Raw genomic sequence first — 25402 nt, forward strand, 5'->3', positions numbered from 1 at the left:
GGTGGCGGCTTCAGGATCCGGTGGCCCAGATGTACCGGTGCTCCGGACGGCCGGTCTCGCCGTACTTCAGCGAGAGCCGCACGCGGCCCGTGCGCTCCAGCAGCTTCAGATAGCGCTGGGCGGTCTGACGGCTCATCCCGGCGCTCTCCGCGAGCTCCTGGGCGGAGAGCGGCCCGTCGGCCGCCCGCAGGGCCTGGCGGACCAGTTCCGCGGTAGTCGTGGAGTGTCCCTTGGGGAGGTCGGACCCGCCCGTGGCCCACAGAGCCCCGAACAGCCGGTCCACCTCCGTCTGCTCGGCCTCGCCGCCGCCCTCGAAGGTGCGGCGAAGCGCCGCGTACGCCTCCAGCTTGGTGCGGAGCCCGGCGTACGCGAACGGTTTCACCAGGTACTGCAGGGCGCCGTGGCGCATCGCCGCCTGCACCGTGGCGACGTCGCGGGCGGCCGTCACCATGATCACATCGGAGTGATGACCGAGTGCGCGGAGCTCCCGCACCACGGCCAGCCCGTTGCGGTCCGGCAGATAGTGGTCGAGCAGGATCAGATCGATCGGAACCTCGCCGACCCTCGAGAGAGCCTCCGCTGCGGAGTGGGCCATGGCGGCCACCCGGAATCCAGGGACCTTGGCGGCGTAGGCCGCGTTGATGCGGGCGACCCGTACGTCGTCGTCCACGACCAGGACCTCGATCACGGGGCGTCTCCTGACGTCGTGGGCCGCACGGGGGCCGGCAGGCCGCCGGGGGTGGGGGAGCCGTGTGCTTCCGGGCCGCCCGGAGCGGGGATGCCGAGCCGTTCCGGTTCGCTCAGAGCCTCCGGAAGGACGACGGTGAACACCGCCCCGCCCCCGGGGGAGCCCGATACGGACACGCTGCCGCCCTGTCGCTCGGCGAGCCGCCGTACCAGCGGCAGGCCCAGACCGCGCTTGCCGTGGGCCGGGAGTTCCTTGGTCGACCAGCCCTCCATGAAGATGGATTCGTGATCACCGGCCGGCACGCCGGGGCCGCTGTCGCGCACCCGCAGCACCACCGTACGGCCCTCGGCCCGCAGCCCGACCTCGATCCGGGCGTCGGTCGACCCCGAGGCCGCGTCCAGTGCGTTGTCCACCAGATTGCCGAGGACCGTGACGAGCCCGCGCGGGTCCACCAGCCGGTCCGGCAGTAGGGTTTCCGGAGCCATACGCAGAGCGACACCGCGCTCGGCGGCCACGGTCGCCTTACCGACCAGGAGCGAGGCGAGCAGGGGGTCGTGGACCTTCTCGGTGACCTGCTCGGCCGTCGCCCGGTGGACCCCGACGACTTCCGTGACGAACTCCACCGCTTCTTCGTGCATTTCCAGTTCCAGCAGCCCCAGCAGCGTGTGAAGCCGGTTGGCGTGCTCGTGGTCCTGGGCGCGGAGAGCGTCGATCAGGCCATGGGTGGAGTCGAGTTCACGGCCGAGGTACTCGAGCTCCGTACGGTCGCGCAGTGTGGCCACGGCTCCGCCGTCGTCGGTCGGCATCCGGTTGGCGAGGAGAACGCGGCTGCCGCGGACCGTCACCAGATCGTCGCCGACCACCCGCCCGGCCAGAACGTCAGCGGTACGCCCCTCGCCCAGTGCCTCGTCGAGTTGCTTGCCCGCGGCGCCGGGGCCGAGCCCGAGCAGCCGCTGGGCCTCGTCGTTCAGGAGCCTGATGCGCCCTGTGCGGTCGAGCGCGACGACGCCCTCGCGGATGCTGTGCAGCATGGCCTCGCGCTCGGTCAGCAGCGCGGAGATGTCGGAGAACGCCAGGTCATGGGTCTGCCGCTGGAGGCGCCGGGAGATCAGATAGGCGGCCAGAGCTCCCACGGCCAGCGCCCCGCCCGCATAGGCGAACAGTCCGGGGATCGCGGCGAGCAGCCGGGCGCGGACGCTGTCGTACGCGATACCGACCGAGACGGCGCCGACGACCCGGTCCGACGCGTCGAGCAGCGGTACCTTGCCGCGGGCAGAGCGTCCGAGCGTGCCGCTGTCGATCTCCATCACGGACCTGCCGGCGAGCGCCGCACTCGGATCGGTGGAGACGACGTCGCCGATGCGGGACAAGTCCGTGTGCGACCAGCGCACCCCCTGCTTGTCCATGATCACGACGTATTCGGCCCCCGTCGCCCGCCTGATCCGTTCCGCCGCGGTCTGGACGGCGCCGCCCGGGTGCGGATCGGTGGTGACCAGTGAGGCGGCGATCTGCGGCTGCGCCGCGGTGCTCTGCGCGATCGCCAGGGCACGGCGCATCGCCTGGTCGTCGAGCTGGGCGCTGAGCGGTGCCAGGAAGAGGCCCGTGACGAGGACCGTGACGCCGGTGATGATGGCCAGCTGCATCAGCAGGACCTGTGAGAAGACCCGCCGCGGCCAGCCGAACCGGCGCGGTCCCCGGGGGGTGGTCGGTGGGGCGCTCATCATACGAACGGTAAGGGGCAAACCGCGCTTACCGAAATCTCCGTCGGCGAGCGCCCGCCGGCGCCCGTCTGCCGGAGCTCTTGCCCTCCGGCTCCTCGTCTGTGAGCGTCCCTGACGGGTATCCACCCCAGCGCAATATTCTTGCGATTCTTGCGCTAATCTTGCGTTCATGACGCGACGACTTGCTCAGGTTGCCCAGAAAGTAGGAGTCAGCGAGGCCACGGTCAGCCGCGTGCTGAACGGTAAGCCGGGAGTCTCCGACGCCACACGGCAAGCCGTCCTCTCCGCCCTGGACGTGCTCGGCTACGAGCGTCCGACACAGCTCCGTGGCGAGCGTGCCCGGCTGGTCGGGCTGGTCCTGCCCGAGCTGCAGAACCCGATCTTCCCGGCCTTCGCCGAAGTGGTCGGGGGTGCGCTCGCCCAGCAGGGGCTGACCCCGGTGCTCTGTACGCAGACCAAGGGCGGGGTGTCCGAGCCCGACTACGTCGAGCTCCTGCTGCAGCAGCAGGTGTCCGGAGTCGTGTTCGCCGGCGGGCTGTACGCACAGGCCGACGCCCCCCACGATCACTACAAGGTGCTCGCCGACCGCAAGATCCCGGTCGTCCTGATCAACGCCGCCATCGCCCGTCTCGGATTCCCCGCGGTCTCGTGCGACGACTCGGTGGCCGTCGAGCAGGCCTGGCGTCATCTTGTCTCGCTCGGCCACGAACGGATCGGATTCGTCCTCGGGCCGGCCGACCACGTGCCTTCGCAGCGCAAGCTCACAGCTGCCCGCGCGCTGGCCGCCCGGTCGGGTGCCGTCGTGCCGGACGAGTGGGTCTCCCGGGCCATGTTCTCGCTCGAGGGCGGCCAGGCAGCCGCCATGCGACTGCTCGACCAGGGGATCACCGGCATCATCTGTGCCAGTGACCCGCTGGCCCTGGGTGCTGTACGCGCGGCGCGCCGCCGGGGGCTGTCGGTCCCCGGCGAGGTCTCCGTGGTCGGCTACGACGACTCCGCGTTCATGAACTGCACCGAGCCTCCGCTCACCACGGTGCGCCAGCCGATCGAAGCCATGGGCAGGGCCGCGGTCGAACTGCTCTCGGCGCAGATCGGCGGGCGCACGGTGCCGTCGGACGAGCTCCTCTTCGAGCCGGAACTGGTCGTTCGCGGTTCCACGGCCCGCACGCCCCGGCCGGAGACCACCTGAGAATCTCCGCCGGCTGCCGCTGATCCGCAGGTCCTGCCGCCTACGGTCCTGCCGCCTACGGCGCGGCCACCTTCGGGGCGGGCAGCGGCTGGGGCGGACGCGGACCGGTGTACTGCCCGCTGGGCCGCATGCGCAGGGGGCGTTCCGCGTACTCCTCCATGGCGTGGGCGATCCAGCCCGCGGTGCGGGACACGGCGAACACCGTCTCGCCGGCCTCGGCGGGCATGCCGTACGTCACCGAGAGGACGGCCAGGGCCAGATCGACGTTGGCGTGCAAAGGGGTGTGGCGGGCGGTGGTCGCGACCACGTCACGGGCCGCTTCCATCGCCGGGGCCGCCTGTGGCATCTCGTCCAGCAGCGCGAACAGCGCACCCGCCCGTGGGTCCTCACCCGTGTAGAGGCGGTGCCCGAGACCCGGCACCCGCCGGCCCGCGCGCAGATGGTCCGCGACGACCGGAGCCGCGCCGCCCCGGTCCACGACCTCGGCCAGCATGCGGTGCGCCTGCCCGCTCGCGGCGCCGTGCAGGGGGCCCTCCAGCACGCCCAGTCCCGTGGAGACCACCGCGTACGGGTGCGCGTGGGTCGACGCCGCGACGCGTGCCGCCAGGGTCGAGGCCGCGAGATCGTGGTCGGCCAGCAGCGCGAGCGCGGCGTCGAGCACGGTCAGTGACGCCGCGTCGGCAGGCCTGGCGGAGAGCTTCGGCCACAGCCGGGTGGCGAGAGAGCCCTCGGTACCGTCTTCGCAGGCGGCCCCGTCCTCGCGGTCGGCCCCGCTTCCCTCTTCCCGCTCCCCGGCTGCGGGCAGCGCACCCACCAGGGTGGGGATCAGGCTGCGGGCGCTGTCGAGTACACCCTCGGGGGAGAGGTCGAACCGAAGAGGATCGGCGGACGAGGCCGCGGCGACAGCGGCACGGAGCCGGTCCGTCGAGCTGCTGTGGCGCGGCATCGCGGCGGCGGCACGCCGGGCCGCCGTCAGGGACTCGCGCGCCGCGGTGAAGCGGGTGCCAGGGCGGAGCTCACCGGTCCAGATCCACTCGGCGACCTCCTCGTAGCCGTGATGCCGGGCGAGCTCGGTCGCGTCGACACCGCGGAAGAAGTAGCGGTCCGGCTCGATGAACGTGATGCCGGTACGGAAGACGAGGTCACCCACGGCGGACGGCGGAGGCTCCCTGCGTCCGGAGCGGCGGGCCAGGGCGTCGACCTCGGCGGCATCGAACGTACTGCCGCGACCGCCCGGGATCCGCTTGCTGGTGAGCTGGCCCCGGCTCACGTACGCGTACACGGTCTCGGGCTTCACCCCGAGGCGTTCGGCCGCCTCCCGGGTCGTGAGCCCGCCCTGAGCCGCCCCTTCGGCTCCCGCGTCCTGCGTACCGGTCCCGTGCGGCGAGTCATGCGTCATGGCGTCCACCGTATCCATGTTCATGGATCTCGGATCACCTCCAGCGAGGCCTTCATATTGATTCAATCAATATTGACACTCTCCGAGTCAATCATAGACAGTCGAATCAATGTTCAGCTCACCGGTGGAGGAGAGACCTGCCATGCCTGCCTTGCACACGGAAACCGCCCCGCCCGACGCCCCCCGGGGTCTCGCCGGCGTGATCGTCACCGACACCGCGCTCGGGGATGTGCGCGGGCGTGAGGGCTTCTACCACTACCGGCAGTACTCGGCGATCGAGCTGGCGCAGAGCCGTAGCTTCGAGGACGTCTGGTACCTGATGTTCCACGGCGAGCTGCCCGGCCGAACGGCGAGCGCCGGTTTCGCCGCGCGCACGGCCGGCCTGCGCCGGCTGCCCGCCGAAGTGCGGGAGGTGCTGCCGGCCATCGCCCGCGCCGGAGTGGTCTCCGGCCCGCTCGCCGGACTGCGGACCGCGCTCTCCCTGCTCGGGGCCTCGGCCGGGTTCCGCCCGGTGTACGACATCGGCGCCGGCCGCCGCCGTGAGGACGCGCTCGCCGTATGCGCCGCGGTCCCCACCGTGCTGACCTCCCTGTACCGCCTCGGCCAGGGCCTGGACCCGGTTGAACCGCGTGACGACCTCCCGTTCGCCGCGAACTACCTGTACATGCTCACCGGCGAGGAGCCGGACGCCGTACGGGCGGCGGCCGTCGAGCGGTACCTCGTCTCCACCGTCGACCACGGTTTCAACGCCTCCACGTTCACCGCCCGGGTGATCGCCTCCACCGGCACCGACGTCGCCGCCTGCCTCGTCGGAGCCGTCGGAGCCCTCTCAGGTCCGCTGCACGGTGGCGCGCCCAGCCGGGCGCTGGACACCCTGGACGCGATCGGCACCCCGGACCGGATCGACAGCTGGATCCGCGAACGGGTCCTCGCGGGGGAACGGATCATGGGATTCGGGCATCCCGTCTACCGCACGGAGGACCCGCGCTCGCGCATGCTCCGCTCGGTCGCGCAGAGCTTCGGCGGCTCCCTCGTCGACTTCGCCGTCGAGGTGGAACGCCAGGTGGAGGCGATCCTCGCCGAACTCAAGCCGGGACGCGAGCTGCACACGAACGTGGAGTTCTACGCCGGTGTCGTCATGGAGCTCTGCGGACTGCCGCGTGAGATGTTCACGCCCACCTTCTGTGCCGCGCGCATGGTCGGCTGGAGCGCCAATATCCTGGAGCAGGCGGAGGACTCCAAGATCATCCGCCCGGCGGCCCGTTACACCGGAACCCCGCCTCCGCACCCCGTACCGGCACTCTGACCGACCCGAGGAAGGCCCTGTTGACCCCGCCCCGCGCCCCACAGATCCCGGTCGTCGTCCTGGCGGGGTTCCTCGGCTCCGGCAAGACGACACTGCTCAACCATCTGCTCCGCAACAGGGCGGGCAACCGGATCGGCGTCATCGTCAATGACTTCGGGTCCATCGAGATCGACGCCATGACCGTCTCGGGGCAGGTCGGTTCCACGGTCTCGCTGGGCAACGGCTGTCTGTGCTGTGCCGTCGACGCGAGCGAGCTCGACACCTACCTGGAGACGCTCACCGGCCCCGCCGCCCGGCTCGACGTGATCGTCATCGAGGCGAGCGGTCTCGCCGAGCCGCAGGAGCTCGTACGGATGCTGCTGGCCAGCGACAATCCGCACATCCGGTACGGGGGACTGGTCGAGGTCGTCGACGCGGCCGAATTCCCCGCCACACGGAAGCGCCACCCCGAGATCGACCGCCACCTCGCGGCCGCGGACCTGATCGTCCTGAACAAGACCGACCGGGTCTCGGACGAGGAACTGCGGGCCGTACGGGAGACGGCCGGAACGGCGGGCGGTGGGGCCGCGGTCATCCGCGCCGCGTACGGGAGGATCGACCCGGAGCTGCTCTTCGACCCGGTGCTCCGGCCGGACGAGGACGACACCTTCCGCCAGCTGACGTTCGAGGACCTGCTCCCCGAGACCGACCGCACGCACGAGGACCATCTGCACACGGCGTACGAGAGCGTCTCCTTCACCGCCGATGTGCCGCTCAGCCCCCGCCGCTTCATGGCGTTCCTCGACTCCAGGCCCGCGGGCCTCTACCGGATCAAGGGGTTCGCCGACTTCGGGGCGGGCGACCCCGGTAACCGGTACGCCCTGCACGCCGTCGGCAGGTTCCTGCGCTTCGTACCGCAGCGCTGGGCCCGCGGCGAACCGCGGCGGACCCAGCTGGTGCTGATCGGCTCCGGTATCGACGCCGAGGCGCTGCACAAGGAACTCGCGGGCTGCGAGGACGCGTCGCAGGACGCCACCGAGGAGCTGGAGCGCAGCATGTGGGGTGTCCTGCGGTACGTGCGGCAGCCGGACGGCGACGAGGCCTGAGGCCCCCCGCCGTCCGGCCGGGTCCTACAGCGGTCCGGCGATCACCGCGACCGGACTCGTCAGTGGCGTGCCCGAACCGTCCCGGCGCGGATCCGGGTCCGGGAGCACAGCCGGTGCGCCGTTCTTCTGGGCCGCCCGTGCCGGGGTCTCACCCGCCCAGGCGAACACCAGGACGTCCTCGCCCTTGAGGAAGCGCTGGCAGCGCACCCCGCCGGTGGCCCTGCCCTTTCGTGGGTACTGGTCGAACGGGGTGAGCTTCCAGGTCCGTTCGGAGTCGTCCAGCGTGCCGTGTGATCCGGCGACCGTGAACACCGCGGCGTCCGCGGAGGGATCCACCGCGGCGAACGAGAGAACGATGGCGTCGCCCGTGAGCTTGACGCCCGCCATGCCGCCCGCCGCGCGTCCCTGTGGACGCACCGACGCGGCCGGATAGCGCAGCAGCTGAGCGTCGGACGTGATGAAGACCAGGTCCTCCTCGCCCGTACGCAGCTGAGTGGCGCCGACGATCCGGTCACCGTCCTTCAGCGAGATGACCTCCAGCTCGTCCTTGTTGGACGGGTAGTCGGGCACCACACGCTTCACCACGCCCTGCAGGGTGCCGATGGCCAGGCCCGGCGACTCCTCGTCGAGGGTGGTGAGGCAGATCAGCTCCTCGTCCGCCTCCAGCGTCAGGAACTCCGAGATCTGCGCACCGCCGGACAGGTTCGGAGCCGCATGGGTGTCCGGCAGCTGGGGCAGATCGATCACCGAGAGCCGGAGCAGCCGTCCGGTGGACGTCACCGCGCCCACTTCGCCGCGTGCCGTCGCGGGGGCGGCGGAGACGATCGCGTCGTGCTTGGTGCGCTTGGCGTCCTCGGCCTGGCTGATCGGCTCGGCGTTGGCCGTGCGGGCCAGGAGGCCGGTCGAGGAGAGGAGCACCTGGCACGGGTCGTCGGCGACCTCCAGCGGTACCGAGGCGATCTGCGAACCCGCCGACTCCAGCAGCACCGTGCGCCGCTCGGTGCCGAACTTCTTCGCCACTGCGGCCAGTTCGGCCGAGACCAGCTTGCGCAGCTCGGCGTCCGAGTCCAGGATCGCGGTCAGCTGGGCGATCTCCTCGGTGAGCCTGTCACGCTCGGTCTCCAGCTCGATCCTGTCGAAGCGCGTGAGCCTGCGCAACGGGGTGTCCAGGATGTACTGGGTCTGGATCTCGCTCAGCGAGAAGCGCTCCATCAGGCGCTCCTTCGCCTGCGCCGAGTTGTCGCTGTCCCGGATGAGACGGATGACCTCGTCGATGTCGAGCAGCGCCACGAGGAGGCCCTCGACCAGGTGCAGCCGGTTACGGCGCTTGGTCCTGCGGAACTCGCTTCGCCGGCGCACCACCTCGAAGCGGTGGTCGAGATAGACCTCCAGGAGCTCCTTGAGCCCCAGGGTGAGCGGCTGTCCGTCGACCAGCGCCACGTTGTTGATGCCGAAGGACTCCTCCATCGGCGTCAGCTTGTAGAGCTGCTCCAGCACGGCCTCCGGCACGAAGCCGTTCTTGACCTCGATCACCAGACGCAGTCCGTGCGCCCGGTCGGTGAGGTCCTTGACGTCCGCGATGCCCTGGAGCTTCTTCGAGCCGACGAGGTCCTTGATCTTGGCGATCACCTTCTCCGGGCCGACGGCGAAGGGCAGTTCGGTGACGACGAGACCCTTGCGGCGCGCCGTGACGCTCTCTATGGCGACCGTGGCACGGATCTTGAACGTGCCGCGCCCCGCGGCGTAGGCGTCCTTGATGCCGCCGAGACCGACGATCCTGCCACCGGTGGGCAGGTCGGGGCCGGGAACGAAACGCATCAGCGTCTCGAGGTCGGCGCCAGGATGCCGGATGAGGTGGCGGGCGGCGGCGATGACCTCGCCGAGATTGTGCGGGGGCATGTTGGTCGCCATGCCGACCGCGATCCCGGAGGCACCGTTGACCAGGAGGTTCGGGTACGCCGCCGGGAGGACGACCGGCTCCTGCTCCTGGCCGTCGTAGTTCGACTGGTAGTCGACGGTGTCCTCGTCGATCGACTCCGTCATGAGTGATGTGGCGTCGGCCATCCGGCACTCGGTGTACCGCATGGCGGCCGGCGGGTCGTCGTTGCCCAGCGAGCCGAAGTTGCCGTGCCCGTCGACGAGGGGCAGGCGCATCGAGAACGGTTGTGCCATGCGCACCAGTGCGTCATAGATCGAGGCGTCACCGTGTGGGTGCAGTTTGCCCATCACTTCGCCGACGACGCGGGCGCACTTCACATAGCCACGGTCGGGGCGCAGCCCCATCTCGTTCATCTGGGACACGATGCGGCGGTGCACGGGCTTCATGCCGTCGCGGGCGTCGGGCAGAGCCCTGGAGTAGATCACCGAGTACGCGTACTCGAGGAAGGAGCCCTGCATTTCGTCGACGACGTCGATGTCGAGGATCTTCTCCTCGAAGTCGTCCGGCGGCGGGGTTTTCGTGCTGCGGCGGGCCATCGCGGCTGCGACTCCTTCACAGATTCTGTCGGGCAACCTCAGGTTCTGACGCCGACCATTGTGGCCCGCCGTACTGACAACGCCGACCTCGACCCGTCCGAAGCGGCACTCAGGGCCCCCGCGGGCCCCTCGTTCACGGCAGTATCTGCGACAACATTCACCCGATATCCGCGACAACATTCACCCGACGGGAACTTCGTCAGGCGCCCGTGCGCTTGGTCTTAGAGTGGCAGGTCCGGCAGGAAAACCTGTACCGATCGAAGGGACGTACATGCCCATGGGTCACACGGCCACAGCCCAGGCCGGTTCCGGCGGCTTGACGGCGACCGAGCACCGTCTGGCCAACGGCCTGCGCGTGGTGCTCTCCGAGGACCATCTGACCCCCGTCGCCGCGGTCTGCCTCTGGTACGACGTCGGCTCCCGCCACGAGGTCAAGGGGCGCACGGGCCTGGCTCACCTCTTCGAGCACCTGATGTTCCAGGGCTCGGGCCAGGTCAAGGGGAACGGGCACTTCGAGCTGGTGCAAGGGGCCGGTGGTTCCCTGAACGGCACGACCAGCTTCGAACGCACCAACTACTTCGAGACGATGCCCACGCACCAGCTGGAGCTGGCCCTGTGGCTCGAGGCCGACCGGATGGGCTCACTGCTCGCCGCGCTCGACGAGGAGTCCATGGAGAACCAGCGGGACGTCGTGAAGAACGAGCGCCGCCAGCGCTACGACAACGTCCCGTACGGCACGGCCTTCGAGAAGCTCACCGCCCTCGCCTACCCGGCCGGCCACCCGTACCACCACACGCCCATCGGTTCGATGGCCGACCTGGACGCGGCGACGCTGGAGGACGCGCAGGCGTTCTTCCGTACGTACTACGCCCCGAACAACGCGGTGCTCTCCGTGGTCGGGGACATCGACCCGGAGCAGACGCTGGCCTGGATCGAGAAGTACTTCGGCTCCATCCCGTCCCACGACGGCAAGCAGCCTCCGCGTGACGGCACGCTGCCCGGCACCATCGGCGAACAGCTGCGCGAGGTGGTCCAGGAAGAGGTTCCCGCGCGTGCGTTGATGGCCGCCTACCGGCTGCCGCACGACGGCACGCGCGAGTGCGACGCCGCGGACCTGGCGCTGACCGTGCTCGGCGGCGGCGAGTCGTCCCGCCTGCACAACCGGCTGGTGCGCCGCGACCGTACGGCGGTGGCGGCGGGATTCGGGCTGCTCAGGCTGGCCGGCGCGCCCTCGCTGGGCTGGCTGGACGTCAAGACGTCCGGTGGCGTCGAGGTGCCGCAGATCGAGGCGGCCGTCGACGAGGAGCTCGCCCGCTTCGCCGAGGAGGGCCCCACTCCGGAGGAGATGGAGCGCGCCCAGGCGCAGTTGGAGCGCGAGTGGCTGGACCGTCTCGGCACGGTCGCCGGCCGCGCGGACGAACTGTGCCGGTACGCCGTCCTGTTCGGTGACCCGCAGCTCGCCCTGACCGCGGTGGGCCGTGTGCTCGAGGTGACGGCGGACGAGGTCAAGGCCGCAGCCCGGGCGCACCTGCGCCCCGACAACCGTGCGGTCCTGGTCTACGAGCCGGTCGAACCGGCCGATGAGACAGAGGGCACCGACGCGCCCGAGGGGGCCGACAAGTGACCGACGCCGCCGTGACTGGAGTAGCGATGGAGTACCACCCGCAGCCGACCGCCGGCGAGGCCAGGCCCTGGGCCTTCCCCGCACCCGAGCGCGGTGCCCTGCCCAACGGGCTGACCGTGCTGCGCTGCCACCGGCCCGGCCAGCAGGTCGTCGCCGTGGAGATCTTCCTCGACGCACCGCTGGACGCCGAGCCCGAGGGCCTGGACGGTGTGGCCACGATCATGGCGCGCGCCCTGTCCGAGGGCACGGACAAGCACTCCGCGGAGGAGTTCGCCGCCGAGCTGGAGCGGTGCGGCGCCACGCTGGACGCCCACGCGGACCACCCGGGGCTCCGCGTCTCCCTGGAGGTCCCGGTCTCCCGGCTGACGAAGGCTCTCGGTCTGGTCGCCGAGGCGCTGAGGGCCCCGGCCTTCGCGGAGAGCGAGATCGAGCGTCTGGTGGGCAACCGCCTCGACGAGATCCCGCACGAGCAGGCCAACCCGGCCCGGCGGGCCGCCAAGCAGCTCTCCAAGGAGCTCTTCCCCGCCACGGCACGGATGTCGCGTCCGCGCCAGGGCACCGAGGAGACGGTCCGGCGGATCGACGCCACCGCCGTACGCACCTTCTACGACGCTCATGTCCGCCCGTCCACGGCGACGGCGGTCGTCGTCGGGGACCTCACCGGTGTGGACCTGGACGCGCTGCTCGCCGACACCGTCGGGGACTGGTCGGGCAACGCGGGCCGGACCCGGCCCGTGCCCCCGATCACCGCGGACGACACCGGCCGTGTCGTCATCGTGGACCGCCCCGGAGCTGTGCAGACGCAGCTGCTGATCGGCCGTATCGGCGCGGACCGGCACGACAGTGTGTGGCCCGCCCAGGTCCTCGGCACGTACTGCCTGGGAGGCACCCTCACCTCCCGGCTGGACCGCGTGCTGCGTGAGGAGAAGGGCTACACCTACGGCGTCCGGGCCTTCGGACAGGTGCTGCGCTCGACGGCCCCCGGTTCCTCGTCCGGGGCGACCGGCGCCGCGATGCTCGCCATCAGCGGCTCCGTCGACACGGAGTCCACCGGTCCCGCGCTCGACGACCTCTGGAAGGTCCTGCGCACCCTGGCCGCCGAGGGGCTCACCGACGCCGAGCGCGAGACCGCCGTACAGAACCTCGTGGGCGTCGCCCCGCTGAAGTACGAGACGGCCGGCTCCGTCGCGGGCACCCTGGCCGACCAGGTGGAGCAGCACCTTCCGGACGACTACCAGGCGAAGCTGTACGCGCGCCTGGCGGGCACCGGCACGGTCGAGGCGACCGCCGCCGTGGTCAGCGCGTTCCCGGTCGACCGGCTGGTCACCGTCCTGGTCGGGGACGCCGCGCAGATCGCGGAGCCCGTGAAGGCGCTCGGCATCGGCGAGGTGTCGGTCGTCACCGGCTGACAGAACGGGACAGGACGGACCCCGGCGAGCACACTCTCGCCGGGGTTCTGTCATTTGTCCGTATTGCAGGGAAAGTTGCCATTCATCCTGTGGGATGTACGACAAAAGGCCCTTTCCGTTTGGTTGCGGAAAGTGGCCCGATCTAGCGTCGGCCCGGCTGTCCGCCGGACGAATGCCGCGCCCGCGGCGCCGGACAGTCATCGCCGAGTCCCCGTCAGGCGCGAGCCTGGGGAGCCGGGGACCCACGAAGTCCCTGGGGTGAATCGGATCTCTGCGCCTCACAGGAGGCTCAGGGGCCCGTAGGAGACCTTCCTGCTCCGAACCCGTCAGCTAACCCGGTAGGCGAGAAGGAAGGAAAGGATCAGCCCCTCCATGGCGTTCATCCGTGCCACCGGGAAGCACCGTGCCCCGAGCCGCCTGACGCGCAAGAGCGCCAAGGTCGCCGGCGTCGCCGCCCTGGCCACCACCGGCATCATCGGCGCCACGGCGTCCCCGGCCCTCGCCGCGGACTCCGAGGTCGCCGCGGGCAGCACCGGTCTGACCCAGACGGTCGCCCTCGACACCACCCTCGCCACTCAGATCCAGGCCCAGGCGAAGGTCCAGCAGCACCAGGCCGAGGTCGCCGCGAAGGCCGAGGCCGAAGCGAAGGCCAACTCGAAGGCGAAGGCCGAGGCCAAGCGCAAGGCGGAGGCCCGCGCCAAGGAGGCCCGTGAGGAGAAGGCGCGCGCCGCCCGCGCCGCCGAGCGCGCCCGGCTCAACGCCTTCCACCTCCCGGTCGCCGGCTCGCACGTCACCACCGGCTACAAGTCCGGTGGCGCGCTCTGGTCCTCCGGCACCCACTCCGGTGTGGACTTCCAGGCCGCGTCCGGCACGTCCGTCGTCGCAGTGGGCGCCGGGACGGTCGTCGAGGCGGGCTGGGGTGGCGCCTACGGCAACAACATCGTGCTCAAGATGAAGGACGGCACGTACACCCAGTACGGCCACCTCTCCTCGATCGGTGTCTCCGTCGGCCAGAGCATGGGCTCGGGCGAGCAGATAGGCCTCTCCGGCTCGACCGGCAACTCCACCGGACCGCACCTGCACTTCGAGGCCAGGACCACCCCCGAGTACGGCTCGGACATGGACCCCGTCGCCTACCTCCGCGCCCACGGCGTCCAGGCCTGACCTCACGCCGCACCACAGCGCTCCGACGAAGGCCCCGGCACCCGCCGGGGCCTTCGCCGCGTCCTGGGGAGGACATGCGCCGAAGCCCGCGTGGAAGTGCTCCCTGGCCAAAAGATATCCATGGATTCCACCCCGCCATCGGAAATTGCGGCCGGTTGCAATAGAGTCACAGAACAGGCGTCGATCGGCCGCGTTTCGCGGGGATTAAGGCGGAGGTTCGGATATGCGCATTCCCGCGCATTCGGTATGCACGGCAATCCGTGACGACATCGTCTCCGGTGTCTTCGAGCGCGGCAGCCGCCTCACCGAAGAGGTGCTCGCGCGTCGCTACGGCGTCTCCCGCGTCCCGGTGCGCGAGGCGCTGCGCACCCTGGAGTCCGAAGGGTTCGTCGTCACTCGCCGGCACGCGGGTGCCTGTGTCGCCGAACCCACCGACCAGGAGGCCGCCGACCTCCTGGAGATCCGCATGCTCCTGGAGCCCCTCGGGGCAGCGCGCGCGGCGCAGCGCCGCACCGAGGCGCATCTCAAGGTGCTCCGCGGCCTGGTCAGGCTGGGCCAGGAGCGGGTGCGCCGGGGCGAGGGGGAGGACCTGCGCTCCCTGGGCGGCTGGTTCCACGAGACGCTGGCGCAGGCCTCGGGCAGTCCCGCGCTGATCGCGCTGCTCACCCAGCTCCGGCACAAGATCACCTGGATGTACGCGGTCGAGCAGCCGGTCCGCCCCGCGGACTCCTGGGCCGAGCACGGCGCTCTCGTCGACGCCGTGGCGCGCCGCGACGCGGAGCGGGCCAGGGCGCTCGCCACCCAGCACGCCGAGCGGGCCACCGCCGCCCACCGGCTGCGCCGCACACCGGGGCACACGGCGGGCCAGGCGCGGGTGAGGACTTCGCAACACCCCGTAAACATCGCGGGAGTCCGTCATTAACAATTGCGCCGTATACAAAGAGAGTAATTATCGGAGGGCTTTCTTTTTGCTGCCCTGATTCAGGTTTCCCAGCTCTGTCCACTCCGGTTCGGGTGAAAGGGAAAGCCGCGGCTCCCGGTGGGGATGCCGCGGCTTTTCCGCAGGAAAAAACTCCGGTTCGAAGTGGCCGGAATCAGACGGTCTCCGGGAGCTCCTCGAGTCCCTCGGCGACCAGCTTGGCCAGACGGTCCAGGGCGGCCTCGGCGTTGTCCGCCTCGGACGCGAGCACGATCTCCTCGCCGCCCTGGGCGCCCAGGCCGAGCACCGCGAGCATGGACGCGGCGTTCACCGGGTTGCCGTCGGCCTTGGCGATCGTCACGGGGACGCCGGAGGCCGTGGCGGCACGGACGAAGATGGAAGCGGGGCGGGCGTGCAGGCCCTCGGCCCAACCGACGTTGACGCGGCGCTCAGCCATGGTTCTGCCCTTCACGTAACAATGGGTTGTCTAGACCAGTCTCGCACAGCGGTGCGCACCGCTGTGCCCGGCATCACCGCCGGCGGCTCGCCGCCCGCCGGCTCCCTCAGCGTGCCCTCGCCGCCAACCCGCCGCGACCGGTGACACGGGCCGTAGGCTTTGCCCATGGAGCCCACTCCGGAGCAGAGTCCGCATCACGCGTACCCCGACCACTGGGAGGCGGACGTCGTGCTCCGCGACGGTGGCACGGCGCGGATCAGGCCCATCACCACGGACGACGCCGAGCGGCTGGTCAGCTTCTACGAGCAGGTGTCCGACGAATCGAAGTACTACCGCTTCTTCGCCCCGTACCCCCGTCTCTCCGCCCGCGACGTGCACCGCTTCACCCATCACGACTACGTCGACCGGGTGGGACTGGCCGTCACGATCGGTGGCGAGTTCATCGCCACGGTCCGCTTCGACCGGATCAACGAGCAGGGCAGGCCCGCGTCCGCCCCCGCCGACGAGGCCGAGGTCGCCTTCCTCGTGCAGGACGCCCACCAGGGCCGCGGCGTGGCCTCCGCCCTCCTCGAACACATCGCGACGGTGGCCAGGGAGCGGGGGATCCGCCGCTTCGCCGCCGAGGTGCTGCCCGCCAACAACAAGATGATCAAGGTGTTCCGGGACGCCGGGTTCACCCAGCAGCGCAGCTTCGAGGACGGCTCCGTCCACCTCACCCTCGATCTGGAACCCACGGCCGAGTCCCTCGCCGTCCAGCGCGCCCGTGAACAGCGGGCCGAGGCGCGCTCCGTCCAGCGCCTGCTGGCCCCCGGTTCCGTCGCGGTCATCGGCGTCGGCCGTGCGCCAGGGGGTGTGGGCCGGACGGTTCTGCGCAACCTCCTGGGTTCGGGCTTCACCGGGCGCACGTACGCCGTGAACACCTCCTTCGCCGCCGATACGGGAACGGTCGACGGGGTGCCCGCGCACCGCTCGGTGGGCGAGATCGGCGAGCGCGTCGATCTCGCGGTCGTCGCCGTTCCGGCCGGCCGGGTGCCCGAGGCCGTCGCCGACTGCGGCGAGAGCGGCGTCCAGGGCCTCGTCGTACTCTCCGCCGGTTACGCCGAGGGAGGGGCCGAGGGCCGGGAACGGCAGCGGGAGCTGGTCAGGCAGGCACGTTCGTACGGCATGCGGATCATCGGCCCGAACGCGTTCGGCATCATCAACACCTCCGGGGCCGTCCGCCTCAACGCCTCCCTCGCCCCCGAGTCACCCCAGCCGGGCCGCATCGGGCTCTTCACCCAGTCCGGCGCCATCGGGATCGCCGTCCTGTCAGGTCTCCACCGGAGGGGAGCCGGACTGTCGGCCTTCATCTCCTCGGGAAACCGGGCCGATGTCTCCGGCAACGACTTCCTGCAGTACTGGTACGAGGACGAGGACACCGACGTCGCCCTGCTGTACCTCGAATCACTGGGCAATCCGCGCAAGTTCACCCGGCTCGCCCGCCGGACGGCCGCCCTGAAACCGGTGGTCGTGGTGAAGGGTGCCCGGCACAGCGGGTCGAGTCCGCCGGGCCACGCCGTGCCCGTCAGCCGTATCCCGGACGCGACGGTCTCCGCGCTGATGCGCCAGGCGGGTGTGATTCGTGTCGACACCGTGACGGAGATGGTCGACGTCGGCCTGCTCCTCGCCGGCCAGCCCCTGCCGGACGGTCCCCGGGTGGCGATCCTGGGCAACTCGGAGTCCCTCGGCCTCCTCACCTACGACGCCTGCATGGCGGAAGGACTCCGCCCGCGCCCGCCGCGCGACCTCACCACGATGGCGAGTCCGCGGGACTTCCGGAACGCGCTGGCCGAGGCGCTCGCGGACCGGACGTGCGACGCCGTGATCGTGACCGCGATCCCCTGGGTGGGGGAGAACGGCGAGGCGGAGACCGGCGACGGCGAGGTCCTGGCGGCCGCGTTGCGCGAGGCGGCGGCCGGCGGCCCGGCCAAGCCGGTGGCGGTGGTGCACGTGGAGATGGGCGGCCTGGCGCAGGCCCTGGCCGCCGCCACGAGCACGGCCGCCCCTGCGGCCGCCCCGGGCCTGTCGGCACCCCTCGCCTCCCCGTCCGACGCTCCGGGCCCGGACAGCCCCCGCGTCGAAGAGCCGGCGCCGCCCGCGTCCGGCGTGGGCACGGCTGACACCGAGGGCCCCGGGTCCTCCGCCGGGCGGATCCCTGCCTACCCCGCCGCCGAACGAGCCGTCCGCGCGCTCGCCGAAGCGGTGAAGTACGCCCAGTGGCGGCGCCAGGCGGCCACCCCCGGCAGGGTTCCCGCATTTCTGGACGACACCATCGACGAGCACGGGACCGCCGCGCTGATCGGGACGCTGCTCGGCCCGAGCCCCGACCCGCGTGGCCGCCCGCTCACCCACGACGAGGCCCGTGAGCTGCTCGGCCACTACGGCGTCGCCGTACGGCCGGCTCTCCCCGCCCCCGATCCGGAGGCCGCCGTCGCCGCCGCCGCGGAGCTGGGCTACCCGGTGGCCCTCAAGACCACCGCACCCCACCTGCGGCATCGTGCCGACCTCGGCGGCGTCAGGCTCGACCTCGTCGGCGAGGACGCCCTGCGCCGGGCGTACGACGAACTGGCCGATCTGCTCGGCACGCCCGCTGAACTCCGGCCCGTCGTCCAGGTCATGGCACCCAGGGGCGTCGACACCGTCGTCAGGGCGTCCATCGACGCGGCCGCCGGTGCCGTCCTCTCCTTCGGACTGGCCGGCGCGCCCTCGGAGCTGCTGGGCGACACTGCCCACCGTCTCGTGCCCGCAACCGACCGCGACGCGGCCGAGCTGATCCGCTCCATCAAGGCGGCTCCGGTGCTGTTCGGCTGGCGTGGCTCCGCGCCGGCGGACACCGCGGCGCTCGAAGAGCTCCTGCTGCGGGTGTCCCGGCTGGTCGACGACCACCCCGAGGTGGTCTCGGTCGCCCTGGAACCCGTCGTCGTGGCCACGCACGGCCTGACGGTGCTCGGAGCGAGCGTCCGGCTGGCCCCGCCGCCCGCCCGCAGTGATCTCGGCCCCCGACGGCTCCCCAGCTACTGAACGCCACGGACCCGCGCACAGCGTCCCCGGCAGTCACCGGCCCCCCGTAGGATGGTTCCCATGGCAAAGACCGGTACGACGACCCAGGGGCTGCGCGCGGCGATCGAGCGCAGCGGCTACTACCCGGCCCTCGTGGCCGAGGCGGTGGAGGCCGCCGTCGGCGGGGAGCCGGTCGCTTCGTTCCTGGTGCACCAGGAGACCACCTTCGACTCCAACGAGGTCCGCCGCCATGTCACGGTCCTCGTCCTGACGGACACCCGCTTCATCGTCAGCCACACCGACGAGCAGGCCGCTGACACCAGCTCCCCGACGCCGTACGCCACGACGTCCACCGAGTCGGTCAAGCTGGACCGGATCTCGTCCGTCGTGGTCAGCCGCGTCGTCGCCAACCCCGAGAAGTACGTGCCGGGCACGCTGCCCCGTGAGGTCGTCCTCACCATCGGCTGGGGTGCTGTCTCCCGCATCGACCTGGAGCCCGCGGCCTGCGGGGATCCCAACTGCGAGGCAGACCACGGCTACACCGGCAGCTCCACCGCCGACGACCTGAGTCTCCGTGTCAGCGAGGCCGGGGACGGCCCCGACACGGTGCGCCAGACCCTCGCCTTCGCCCAGTCCCTCTCCGAGGCGACGGCCGCGACCACGTCGACCACCCGCTGATGGTCCAGCCCGCCTGGCAGGATCCCGTTCTGCTCGCTCCCGACACCGCGCCCGTGCCCGAATACGGCACCGGCTCGCTCGCCGATCTGCTGCCGACGCTCGTCGCGGGCCAAGGCGTGCCCGGCTTCGAGGCGACGATCCCGGAGCTCACCCCCGCCGACCGGAACTGCGTCTTCCTGATCGACGGGCTCGGCTGGGAGCAGATCAAGGCCCACCCGGACGAGGCCCCCTTCCTGCACTCACTGCTCCCCACCTCCCGCGGCGGCACCGGCCGGCCTGTCACGTCGGGCTTCCCGGCCACGACGGCGACCTCGCTGGCCTCCGTCGGTACGGGCCTGCCCCCGGGCGAGCACGGCCTGCCCGGCTACACGGTGCGCAACCCGGAGACGGGCGCGCTCATGAACCAGCTGCGCTGGAGGCCGTGGACCGACCTCAAGGCCTGGCAGCCGTACCCCACCGTCTTCCAGCGCGCCGACGCCGCCGGCGTACGCACGGCCCAGGTCTCCGCCCCCGACTTCGAGCAGACCCCCCTGACCAAGGTCGCGCTCAGCGGCGGTTCCTTCCTCGGCCGGCTCACCGGCGAGGACCGGATGGACCTCGCCGCCGAGCGGCTGGCCGCAGGTGACAGGTCCCTCGTCTACACGTACTACAGCGAGGTCGACGGCCAGGGACACCGCTACGGCGTGGACTCCGACGCCTGGCGGGGCCAGCTGATGTACGTCGACGGACTCGCCCGGCGCCTCGCCGAGCAGCTGCCGCCCCGCTCGGCCCTGTACATCACCGCCGACCACGGGATGATCGACATCCCGTTCGACGAGCAGTCCCGGATCGACTTCGACGAGGACTGGGAGCTGAGCGCCGGAGTCGCCCTGCTGGGCGGCGAGGGCCGGGCCCGCCATGTGTACGCGGTCCCCGGGGCCGAGGCGGACGTACTCACCGTCTGGCGCGAGGTCCTCGGCGAGCAGTTCTGGGTGGCGAGCCGTGATGAGGCCGTGGCGGCGGGCTGGTTCGGCCCGCGGATCGACGAGCGGGTGTACGGCAGGATCGGCGACGTGGTGGCCGCGGCCCACGACGACGTGGTGATCACCGCTTCGGCCAAGGAGCCCCACGAGTCCGCGATGGTGGGGATGCACGGTTCGCTGACCCCCGTGGAACAGCTGGTGCCGCTCCTCGAAGTACGCTCGTAGCCGGCCTTTTCCCTCGCACCCGCACCCACCTCCGAAAGGCGCGCACCTTCCCATGCCCGAGCTCGTGTTCTTCTCCGGGACGATGGACTGCGGAAAGAGCACCCTGGCTCTCCAGATCGGCCACAACAGGTCGGCGCGCGGACTGCAGGGAGTGATCTTCACCCGGGACGACCGGGCGGGGGAGGGCAAGCTGTCGTCGCGGCTCGGCCTGGTGACCGAGGCGGTCGAAGCCGCCCCGGGCATGGATCTGTACGGCTACCTCGTGAGCCGGATGTCGAAGGGCGACAAGGTCGACCACGTGATCGTGGACGAGGCACAGTTCCTCGCCCCCGAGCAGATCGACCAACTGGCCCGCGTCGTCGACGACCTCGGCCTCGACGTGTTCGCCTTCGGCATCACGACGGACTTCCGCACCAAGCTCTTCCCCGGCTCCCAGCGGCTGATCGAGCTGGCCGACCGGATAGAGACACTCCAGGTCGAGGCCATGTGCTGGTGCGGCGCCCGTGCCACACACAACGCCCGGACGGTCGGCGGGGTGATGGTTGTCGAGGGGGAGCAGGTCGTCGTCGGTGACGTCGACCGGCCCGCCACGGACATCGGGTACGAGGTCCTCTGCCGCCGGCACCACCGCCGCCGCATGACGAGTGCCACGGCACACGCGGGCGCGCTGTCACCGGACGTCCTGCCCGTCACCTCGGGCTGAGACGCGGAGAGGCGCCGGCGGCCGGAGCGCGCCCCTTCTGGAGGGGCGGCTCAGAGACAGGGCGTGGCGCGATGCCGGCGAGGAGGAAGACCGGGCCGTGCTGCTGGCTCTCCACTTCGCGTTCGGGCGCCGGGCCGGTGCCCGTAACTGACGTACGGGCGGGGCTCGTTCGGTCGGCCGGGCTTCGCTCGGAACGGACTCCGGTCCGCCCTTTCGCCACGGGAATCGCACGGGACTCGAACCGGTTATGACGACGTCGAGCGTCTGGCCACCGTGGCCGAACACCGGGCGTATCGATATCCCACAGAGACGGAGTGACAGTGACCCCCAACGACCAGGACCTGCCCGAGAGCGACGCCGATCGCGCCGCCGCCGCTGTCACCGAGGCCGACCTGACATATCTGCGCCGCTGCGTCGAACTGGCGGCGGAGGCCGTGGACGCCGGTGACGGGCCGTTCGGATCCGTACTCGTCGACGCGGACGGCACGATCCTGGCCGAGGACCGCAACCGTGAGACCACCACGGGGGACCCGACCAGGCACCCCGAGTTCGAACTCGCGCGATGGGCCGCGGCCCACCTGAGCCCCGAGGAGCGGGCCACGGCGACCGTGTACACATCGGGGGAGCACTGCCCGATGTGCGCGGCCGCCCACGGGTGGGTCGGCCTGGGCCGGATCGTCTATGCGAGCTCGTCCCAGCAGGCCCGGGACTGGAAGGCCGAGTGGGGCGTGCCCATCACCTCCCCCTTGCGCCCGCTGTCCATCCGGGAGGTCGTCCCCGGCCTCGAGACGGCCGGTCCGGTTCCCGAACTCGCCGATCAGGTTCGTGCGTTGGCGCTCCGCTCCCGCACCGGGGCCGCCCCGGCGGTCTGACAGCAGGGGCCGGCAGAGCGCGTGTCCGCCGGCCGGCGCGCGCGCAAGCCCTGTCCGTGGAGCCTGGCGAACCCGCGCGGAGGTCAGCTCGCGGGCGGCCGCACGATCGTGAACACCGCGCCTTCCGGGTCCGCCACCGTGGCCAGCCTGCCGCTGGAGGCTTCCCTCGGCGGCTGCAGCACGTGTCCTCCGAGCTCCACCACCCGGGCCGCCGCCTCGTCGGTGTCGGCGACCTGGAAGTACGTCATCCAGTGGGGGCCGCGGTCGCGCGGCAGGGCGTGTCCCACACCGTGCAGGGCGGCCACCGGGCGGCCCTGGATGTGCAGTGTCTGATAGTCGAAGTCGGCCGAGACCACAGCCTCGGTCCCGAATCCGAACACGGCCTGGTAGAACTTGGCGACCGATGCGGTCTCCCGGGTCACCAGCTCGTTCCACACAGGGGTGCCGGGTGTGCCCGCGAGGGCGGTACCGAGGTGCTCGGCGGCCTGCCAGACACCGAAGACCGCGCCGCTCGGGTCGGACGCGATCAGGAGCCGGCCGGCATCCCCGGCGTCGAGGGGGCCGACGGCCACCGTCCCGCCGCAGGAACGGATCGACTCCGCCGTGGCGTCCGCGTCCGCCGTGGCGAGATAGGTCGTCCAGGCGATGGGGAGGTGCTGGTCAGGCGGCAGCTGTCCGATGCCCGCGACCTCCTTGCCGCACAGCAGCGCTCGGACGTACGGACCCAGCTGTTCCGGCCCGGGCCGGAACTCCCAGTCGAAGAGCCGGCTGTAGAACTCCTGGGTCGCGGTCAGGTCGTGCACGATCAGACTCACCCAGCACGGTGCTCCAGGCGTGCGCCGGGCGGCAGCCTCGGTCATCTTCTTCTCTCTCCTCGTACCATCGGGGTGGCCGTACGGGGGGACGGAGCCTGCACGGTGCCCAGCGGTGCGGACACGGGTGCGTACGCTCCGTGCAGATGCTCGCACCACTGAGCCGCCGAGGCACCCCGGCCGCGCCGCGTTTCCCGGCTTCCGCTCAGGCAGAGGGCCGTTTTGGTGCGATACATCCAATTCGGTGCTACGTCGCCGAGGGCGGCCGTCCCTGCGCGAAGATGGCACCCATGAAGCCCATCATCAGTGCATCCGAATACCTGAGCGAGTCGACAGGTTCGCGGCCGCCGGTGCTGCTGGACATCCGCTGGCAGCTCGGCGGGCCGAACGGCCGCGCCGACTACGAGGCCGGGCACATCCCGGGCGCGGTGTTCGTCGATCTCGACTCCGAGCTCGCGGGTCCGGCGGGCAGCGGCGGCCGCCACCCCCTGCCGGACCTGGAGACCTTCGGAGCCGTCATGCGGCGGGCGGGGGTCGGGCAGGACACCCCGGTGGTGGTCTACGACGGCGGCCAGAGCTGGGCGGCGGCCCGCGCGTGGTGGCTGCTGCGCTGGACCGGGCACTCCGACGTGCGCGTGCTGGACGGCGGTCTCGCCGCCTGGACCGGTGAGCTGACCACAGGCGTTCCGGAGCCCGCGGAGGGAGACTTCCGGCCCCGGCCGGGCGCGCTCCCTCTCCTCGACGCGGACGCGGCCGCGAAAATGGCCCGCTCCGGTCTGCTGCTCGACGCCCGTGCGGCGGAGCGCTACCGGGGGGAGGTGGAGCCGATCGACCGCGTGGGCGGCCACATCCCCGGCGCGGTGTCCGCCCCGACCACGCAGAACGCCGGGGAGGACGGGCGCTTCCTGTCCGCCGGCTCGCTCGCCTCCCGGTTCTCCGCCCTGGGTGCCGACGGCGACACCCCGGTCGGCGTCTACTGCGGTTCCGGAGTCTCGGGTGCCCATGAGGTACTGGCGCTCGAGCTCGCCGGACACCGGGCCGCGCTGTACGCCGGGTCCTGGTCGGAGTGGTCCTCGGACGGGTCCCGCCCCGTCGCCACGGGGCCGGACCCCGCCTGACGCGACCGGGACCGGGACGGAGCGAGGGCCCGTACGCGGCTGCGTACGGGCCCTCCTCATGCCACGGACACCCGGGCCGTCCTCAGTCCTGCTTCTTCCGGCGTGTGCCGAAGACGATCTCGTCCCAGCTCGGCACGGCCGCCCGGCGGCCCGGACGCACGCCGTCCGCCTCGGCCTGGCGGTCCGTCGTCCCGGTCAGCCTGTCGCGGTGGCCGGCCACCGCGCGGGGCATCAGCACGTCGGCGTATGCGGAACCCGCACCGGCGGACGCCGCCGCGGCCGGGGGCTCGGCCGCCTCGGGCTCCTCCTGCGGCGCGGGCTCGATCGCCGGCGGTTCGGGCGGCGAGGGCCGCTCCGGCACGACCATGTCGCCACGGAAGCTCGGAACAGCCTCCAGGAGGCTCGTCAGCGAGTCGCGCTCGCCGGCGGACACACCGCTGACGCGCTCCTCCGGCTCCGGAGCGGGGCGCTCGATCTGCCGGTCCAGCGCGCGGTCCAGCGGCCGGTCGCGCGGCAGCCGCGCGATCCGGGGCACGAACGGGAAGCTCGGCTCCGGAGCCGCGACGTCGTCGGTCTCTCCGATCAGCGAGCGTGCCTCTTCGTCCACGGCCTGCACGAGCCGTCGCGGCGGGTCGTACGTCCAGCTCGCGGAGTGCGGTTCGCCCGCGACGCGGTAGACGAGGAGAACCTCCCAGGTGCCGTCGTCCCGGCGCCAGGAGTCCCACTGGACGGTTTCCCTGTCGGCTCCGCGCAGCAGCAGTCGCTCCTGCACCGCATCGCCGAGCTGGGGTCCGGTGTTCTCGCCGGGACGGCGCACAGGCGTCTTCCGTGCGCGCTCGGCCATGAACGCGCGCTCCGCGAGCACGGGGCCCTCGAAGCGGCGTACCCGGTCCACCGGGATGCCGGCGAACTGGGCGACCTCCTCGGCGGAGGCGCCGGCACGTATGCGCGCCTGGATGTCTCGCGGGCGGAGATGACTCTCCACCTCGATCTCGATCTGGCCGAGCCGGGCGCGGTCGTTGCGGACGGCGGCACGCAGCCGCTCATCGATCGGAAGCGTGTACTCCGTGCTGTCCGCAGCCTTGAGCACCAGTCGTGTGCCGTCGTTTGAGACGGCCACGACACGCAGTTCGGGCATGGGAACCTCCCGGGTGGTGCCTGCCGACGTCACGTGCGTCGCTGCTTCCGCTAGTCGAGTGTGACCTGCCCGGGTTCAGCCTGCCACAACCTTGCCAAGTTACCCGGCGTGTCGGGCCTTGGCCCTGGAACGCCACGATGGCACGGTTACCTGTTCGCGACGTGGGGTGACCGGATGGTCGCTCCACGCAGCGGGCGCCCGTGCGATGCCGCGGCGCCGCCGGTTCGGGGGCCGTCCTTCGGCCCCCTTCCGTAGGTTCCGGATACCCGTGCGGGAGTCCGGCCCCAGGGCTCGCCACAGTACTCCATTCGGGCCATCCGGGTGGACGGCGCGCCGCCGAAGTTCTCGCCGGGTACGGGAGTTGGCTTACCCCGATGTCTGCGGTATGCCCTCAATGCGTGTGCTGCTTCACAAAATCT

20 protein-coding genes and 1 riboswitch are annotated in these 25402 nt (G+C 71.5%); of the genes, 13 read left to right on the forward strand and 7 right to left on the reverse strand.

Going from position 1 to position 25402, the window contains the following annotated elements:
• Window positions 1-10 precede the first annotated feature (10 nt).
• Together ACIREO_RS19095 and ACIREO_RS19100 are read right to left on the reverse strand one after the other, a co-directional pair.
• The gene (locus ACIREO_RS19095) at window positions 11-688 is read right to left on the reverse strand and encodes a response regulator (RefSeq protein WP_404111293.1); all 678 of its coding nucleotides are present in this window, start codon (window positions 686-688) and stop codon (window positions 11-13) included.
• Window positions 685-2409: an ATP-binding protein gene (locus ACIREO_RS19100; protein WP_404111296.1), complete on the reverse strand. Its 1725-nt coding sequence runs from the start codon at window positions 2407-2409 to the stop codon at window positions 685-687. The genes ACIREO_RS19095 and ACIREO_RS19100 overlap by 4 nt, the downstream gene beginning before the upstream one ends.
• A 169-nt stretch (window positions 2410-2578) precedes the next feature.
• On the opposite strand from ACIREO_RS19100, the gene ACIREO_RS19105 reads away from it, so the two are divergent.
• On the forward strand, window positions 2579-3598 hold the full coding sequence (locus ACIREO_RS19105; RefSeq protein WP_404111300.1) for a LacI family DNA-binding transcriptional regulator: 1020 nt from the start codon (window positions 2579-2581) through the stop codon (window positions 3596-3598).
• A 55-nt stretch (window positions 3599-3653) separates the two neighbouring features.
• Here ACIREO_RS19105 and ACIREO_RS19110 read toward each other — a convergent pair whose 3' ends face one another.
• The gene (locus ACIREO_RS19110) at window positions 3654-4997 is read right to left on the reverse strand and encodes a citrate synthase (RefSeq protein ID WP_404111303.1); all 1344 of its coding nucleotides are present in this window, start codon (window positions 4995-4997) and stop codon (window positions 3654-3656) included.
• Between the two features lie 142 nt (window positions 4998-5139).
• Here ACIREO_RS19110 and ACIREO_RS19115 point away from each other — a divergent pair, with 142 nt between their 5' ends.
• Entirely contained in the window at window positions 5140-6303 is a 1164-nt protein-coding gene (locus ACIREO_RS19115; protein ID WP_404111306.1) for a citrate/2-methylcitrate synthase, read from the forward strand.
• A 20-nt stretch (window positions 6304-6323) separates the two neighbouring features.
• Entirely contained in the window at window positions 6324-7388 is a 1065-nt protein-coding gene (locus tag ACIREO_RS19120) for a CobW family GTP-binding protein (RefSeq protein ID WP_404111309.1), read from the forward strand.
• Window positions 7389-7412: 24 nt separating this feature from the next.
• On the opposite strand, the gene ACIREO_RS19125 is transcribed toward ACIREO_RS19120, so the two are convergent.
• Entirely contained in the window at window positions 7413-9863 is a 2451-nt protein-coding gene (locus ACIREO_RS19125) for a DNA topoisomerase (ATP-hydrolyzing) subunit A (protein WP_404111311.1), read from the reverse strand.
• Between the two features lie 271 nt (window positions 9864-10134).
• On the opposite strand from ACIREO_RS19125, the gene ACIREO_RS19130 reads away from it, so the two are divergent.
• From ACIREO_RS19130 to ACIREO_RS19145, 4 genes are all read left to right on the forward strand, one after another.
• Entirely contained in the window at window positions 10135-11487 is a 1353-nt protein-coding gene (locus ACIREO_RS19130; protein WP_404111315.1) for a M16 family metallopeptidase, read from the forward strand.
• A 26-nt stretch (window positions 11488-11513) separates the two neighbouring features.
• Window positions 11514-12896 carry a M16 family metallopeptidase gene (locus ACIREO_RS19135; protein WP_404111980.1) on the forward strand — a complete coding sequence of 461 codons (1383 nt, stop codon included), beginning with the start codon at window positions 11514-11516 and terminating at the stop codon, window positions 12894-12896.
• A 191-nt stretch (window positions 12897-13087) separates the two neighbouring features.
• A riboswitch (cyclic di-AMP (ydaO/yuaA leader) is annotated at window positions 13088-13256 on the forward strand.
• 12 nt (window positions 13257-13268) lie between these two features.
• On the forward strand, window positions 13269-14060 hold the full coding sequence (locus ACIREO_RS19140) for a M23 family metallopeptidase (RefSeq protein WP_404111317.1): 792 nt from the start codon (window positions 13269-13271) through the stop codon (window positions 14058-14060).
• A gap of 223 nt (window positions 14061-14283) precedes the next feature.
• Entirely contained in the window at window positions 14284-14982 is a 699-nt protein-coding gene (locus tag ACIREO_RS19145; RefSeq protein WP_404111319.1) for a GntR family transcriptional regulator, read from the forward strand.
• A 172-nt stretch (window positions 14983-15154) separates the two neighbouring features.
• Here the strand turns inward: ACIREO_RS19145 and ACIREO_RS19150 are convergent, their stop codons facing one another.
• A complete protein-coding gene (locus ACIREO_RS19150; protein ID WP_018520603.1) occupies window positions 15155-15436 on the reverse strand; it encodes an HPr family phosphocarrier protein in 282 nt (93 codons plus the stop codon).
• A gap of 165 nt (window positions 15437-15601) precedes the next feature.
• Between ACIREO_RS19150 and ACIREO_RS19155 the strand changes: the two genes are divergently transcribed.
• From ACIREO_RS19155 to ACIREO_RS19175, 5 genes are all read left to right on the forward strand, one after another.
• The gene (locus tag ACIREO_RS19155) at window positions 15602-18496 is read left to right on the forward strand and encodes a GNAT family N-acetyltransferase (RefSeq protein ID WP_404111321.1); all 2895 of its coding nucleotides are present in this window, start codon (window positions 15602-15604) and stop codon (window positions 18494-18496) included.
• A gap of 60 nt (window positions 18497-18556) precedes the next feature.
• Complete coding sequence (locus ACIREO_RS19160) at window positions 18557-19153, forward strand: DUF5998 family protein (RefSeq protein ID WP_404111323.1); 597 nt, start codon at window positions 18557-18559, stop codon at window positions 19151-19153.
• On the forward strand, window positions 19153-20340 hold the full coding sequence (locus tag ACIREO_RS19165) for an alkaline phosphatase family protein (protein WP_404111325.1): 1188 nt from the start codon (window positions 19153-19155) through the stop codon (window positions 20338-20340). The genes ACIREO_RS19160 and ACIREO_RS19165 overlap by 1 nt, the downstream gene beginning before the upstream one ends.
• A gap of 52 nt (window positions 20341-20392) precedes the next feature.
• Window positions 20393-21043 carry a thymidine kinase gene (locus tag ACIREO_RS19170; protein WP_404111328.1) on the forward strand — a complete coding sequence of 217 codons (651 nt, stop codon included), beginning with the start codon at window positions 20393-20395 and terminating at the stop codon, window positions 21041-21043.
• A 341-nt stretch (window positions 21044-21384) separates the two neighbouring features.
• Window positions 21385-21915 (forward strand): nucleoside deaminase, encoded by a 531-nt coding sequence (locus ACIREO_RS19175; RefSeq protein ID WP_404111983.1) that lies wholly within the window; start codon window positions 21385-21387, stop codon window positions 21913-21915.
• Window positions 21916-21998: 83 nt separating this feature from the next.
• Here the strand turns inward: ACIREO_RS19175 and ACIREO_RS19180 are convergent, their stop codons facing one another.
• Window positions 21999-22775 carry a VOC family protein gene (locus tag ACIREO_RS19180; protein WP_404111330.1) on the reverse strand — a complete coding sequence of 259 codons (777 nt, stop codon included), beginning with the start codon at window positions 22773-22775 and terminating at the stop codon, window positions 21999-22001.
• Between the two features lie 242 nt (window positions 22776-23017).
• On the opposite strand from ACIREO_RS19180, the gene ACIREO_RS19185 reads away from it, so the two are divergent.
• Window positions 23018-23845: a sulfurtransferase gene (locus ACIREO_RS19185; protein ID WP_404111331.1), complete on the forward strand. Its 828-nt coding sequence runs from the start codon at window positions 23018-23020 to the stop codon at window positions 23843-23845.
• Between the two features lie 82 nt (window positions 23846-23927).
• Here ACIREO_RS19185 and sepH read toward each other — a convergent pair whose 3' ends face one another.
• On the reverse strand, window positions 23928-24983 hold the full coding sequence (gene sepH, locus ACIREO_RS19190; RefSeq protein ID WP_404111333.1) for a septation protein SepH: 1056 nt from the start codon (window positions 24981-24983) through the stop codon (window positions 23928-23930).
• Window positions 24984-25402: the final 419 nt, after the last annotated feature.

The sequence above is a fragment of the Streptomyces sp. NPDC102441 genome (assembly GCF_044765585.1).
Taxonomy (GTDB): domain Bacteria; phylum Actinomycetota; class Actinomycetes; order Streptomycetales; family Streptomycetaceae; genus Streptomyces.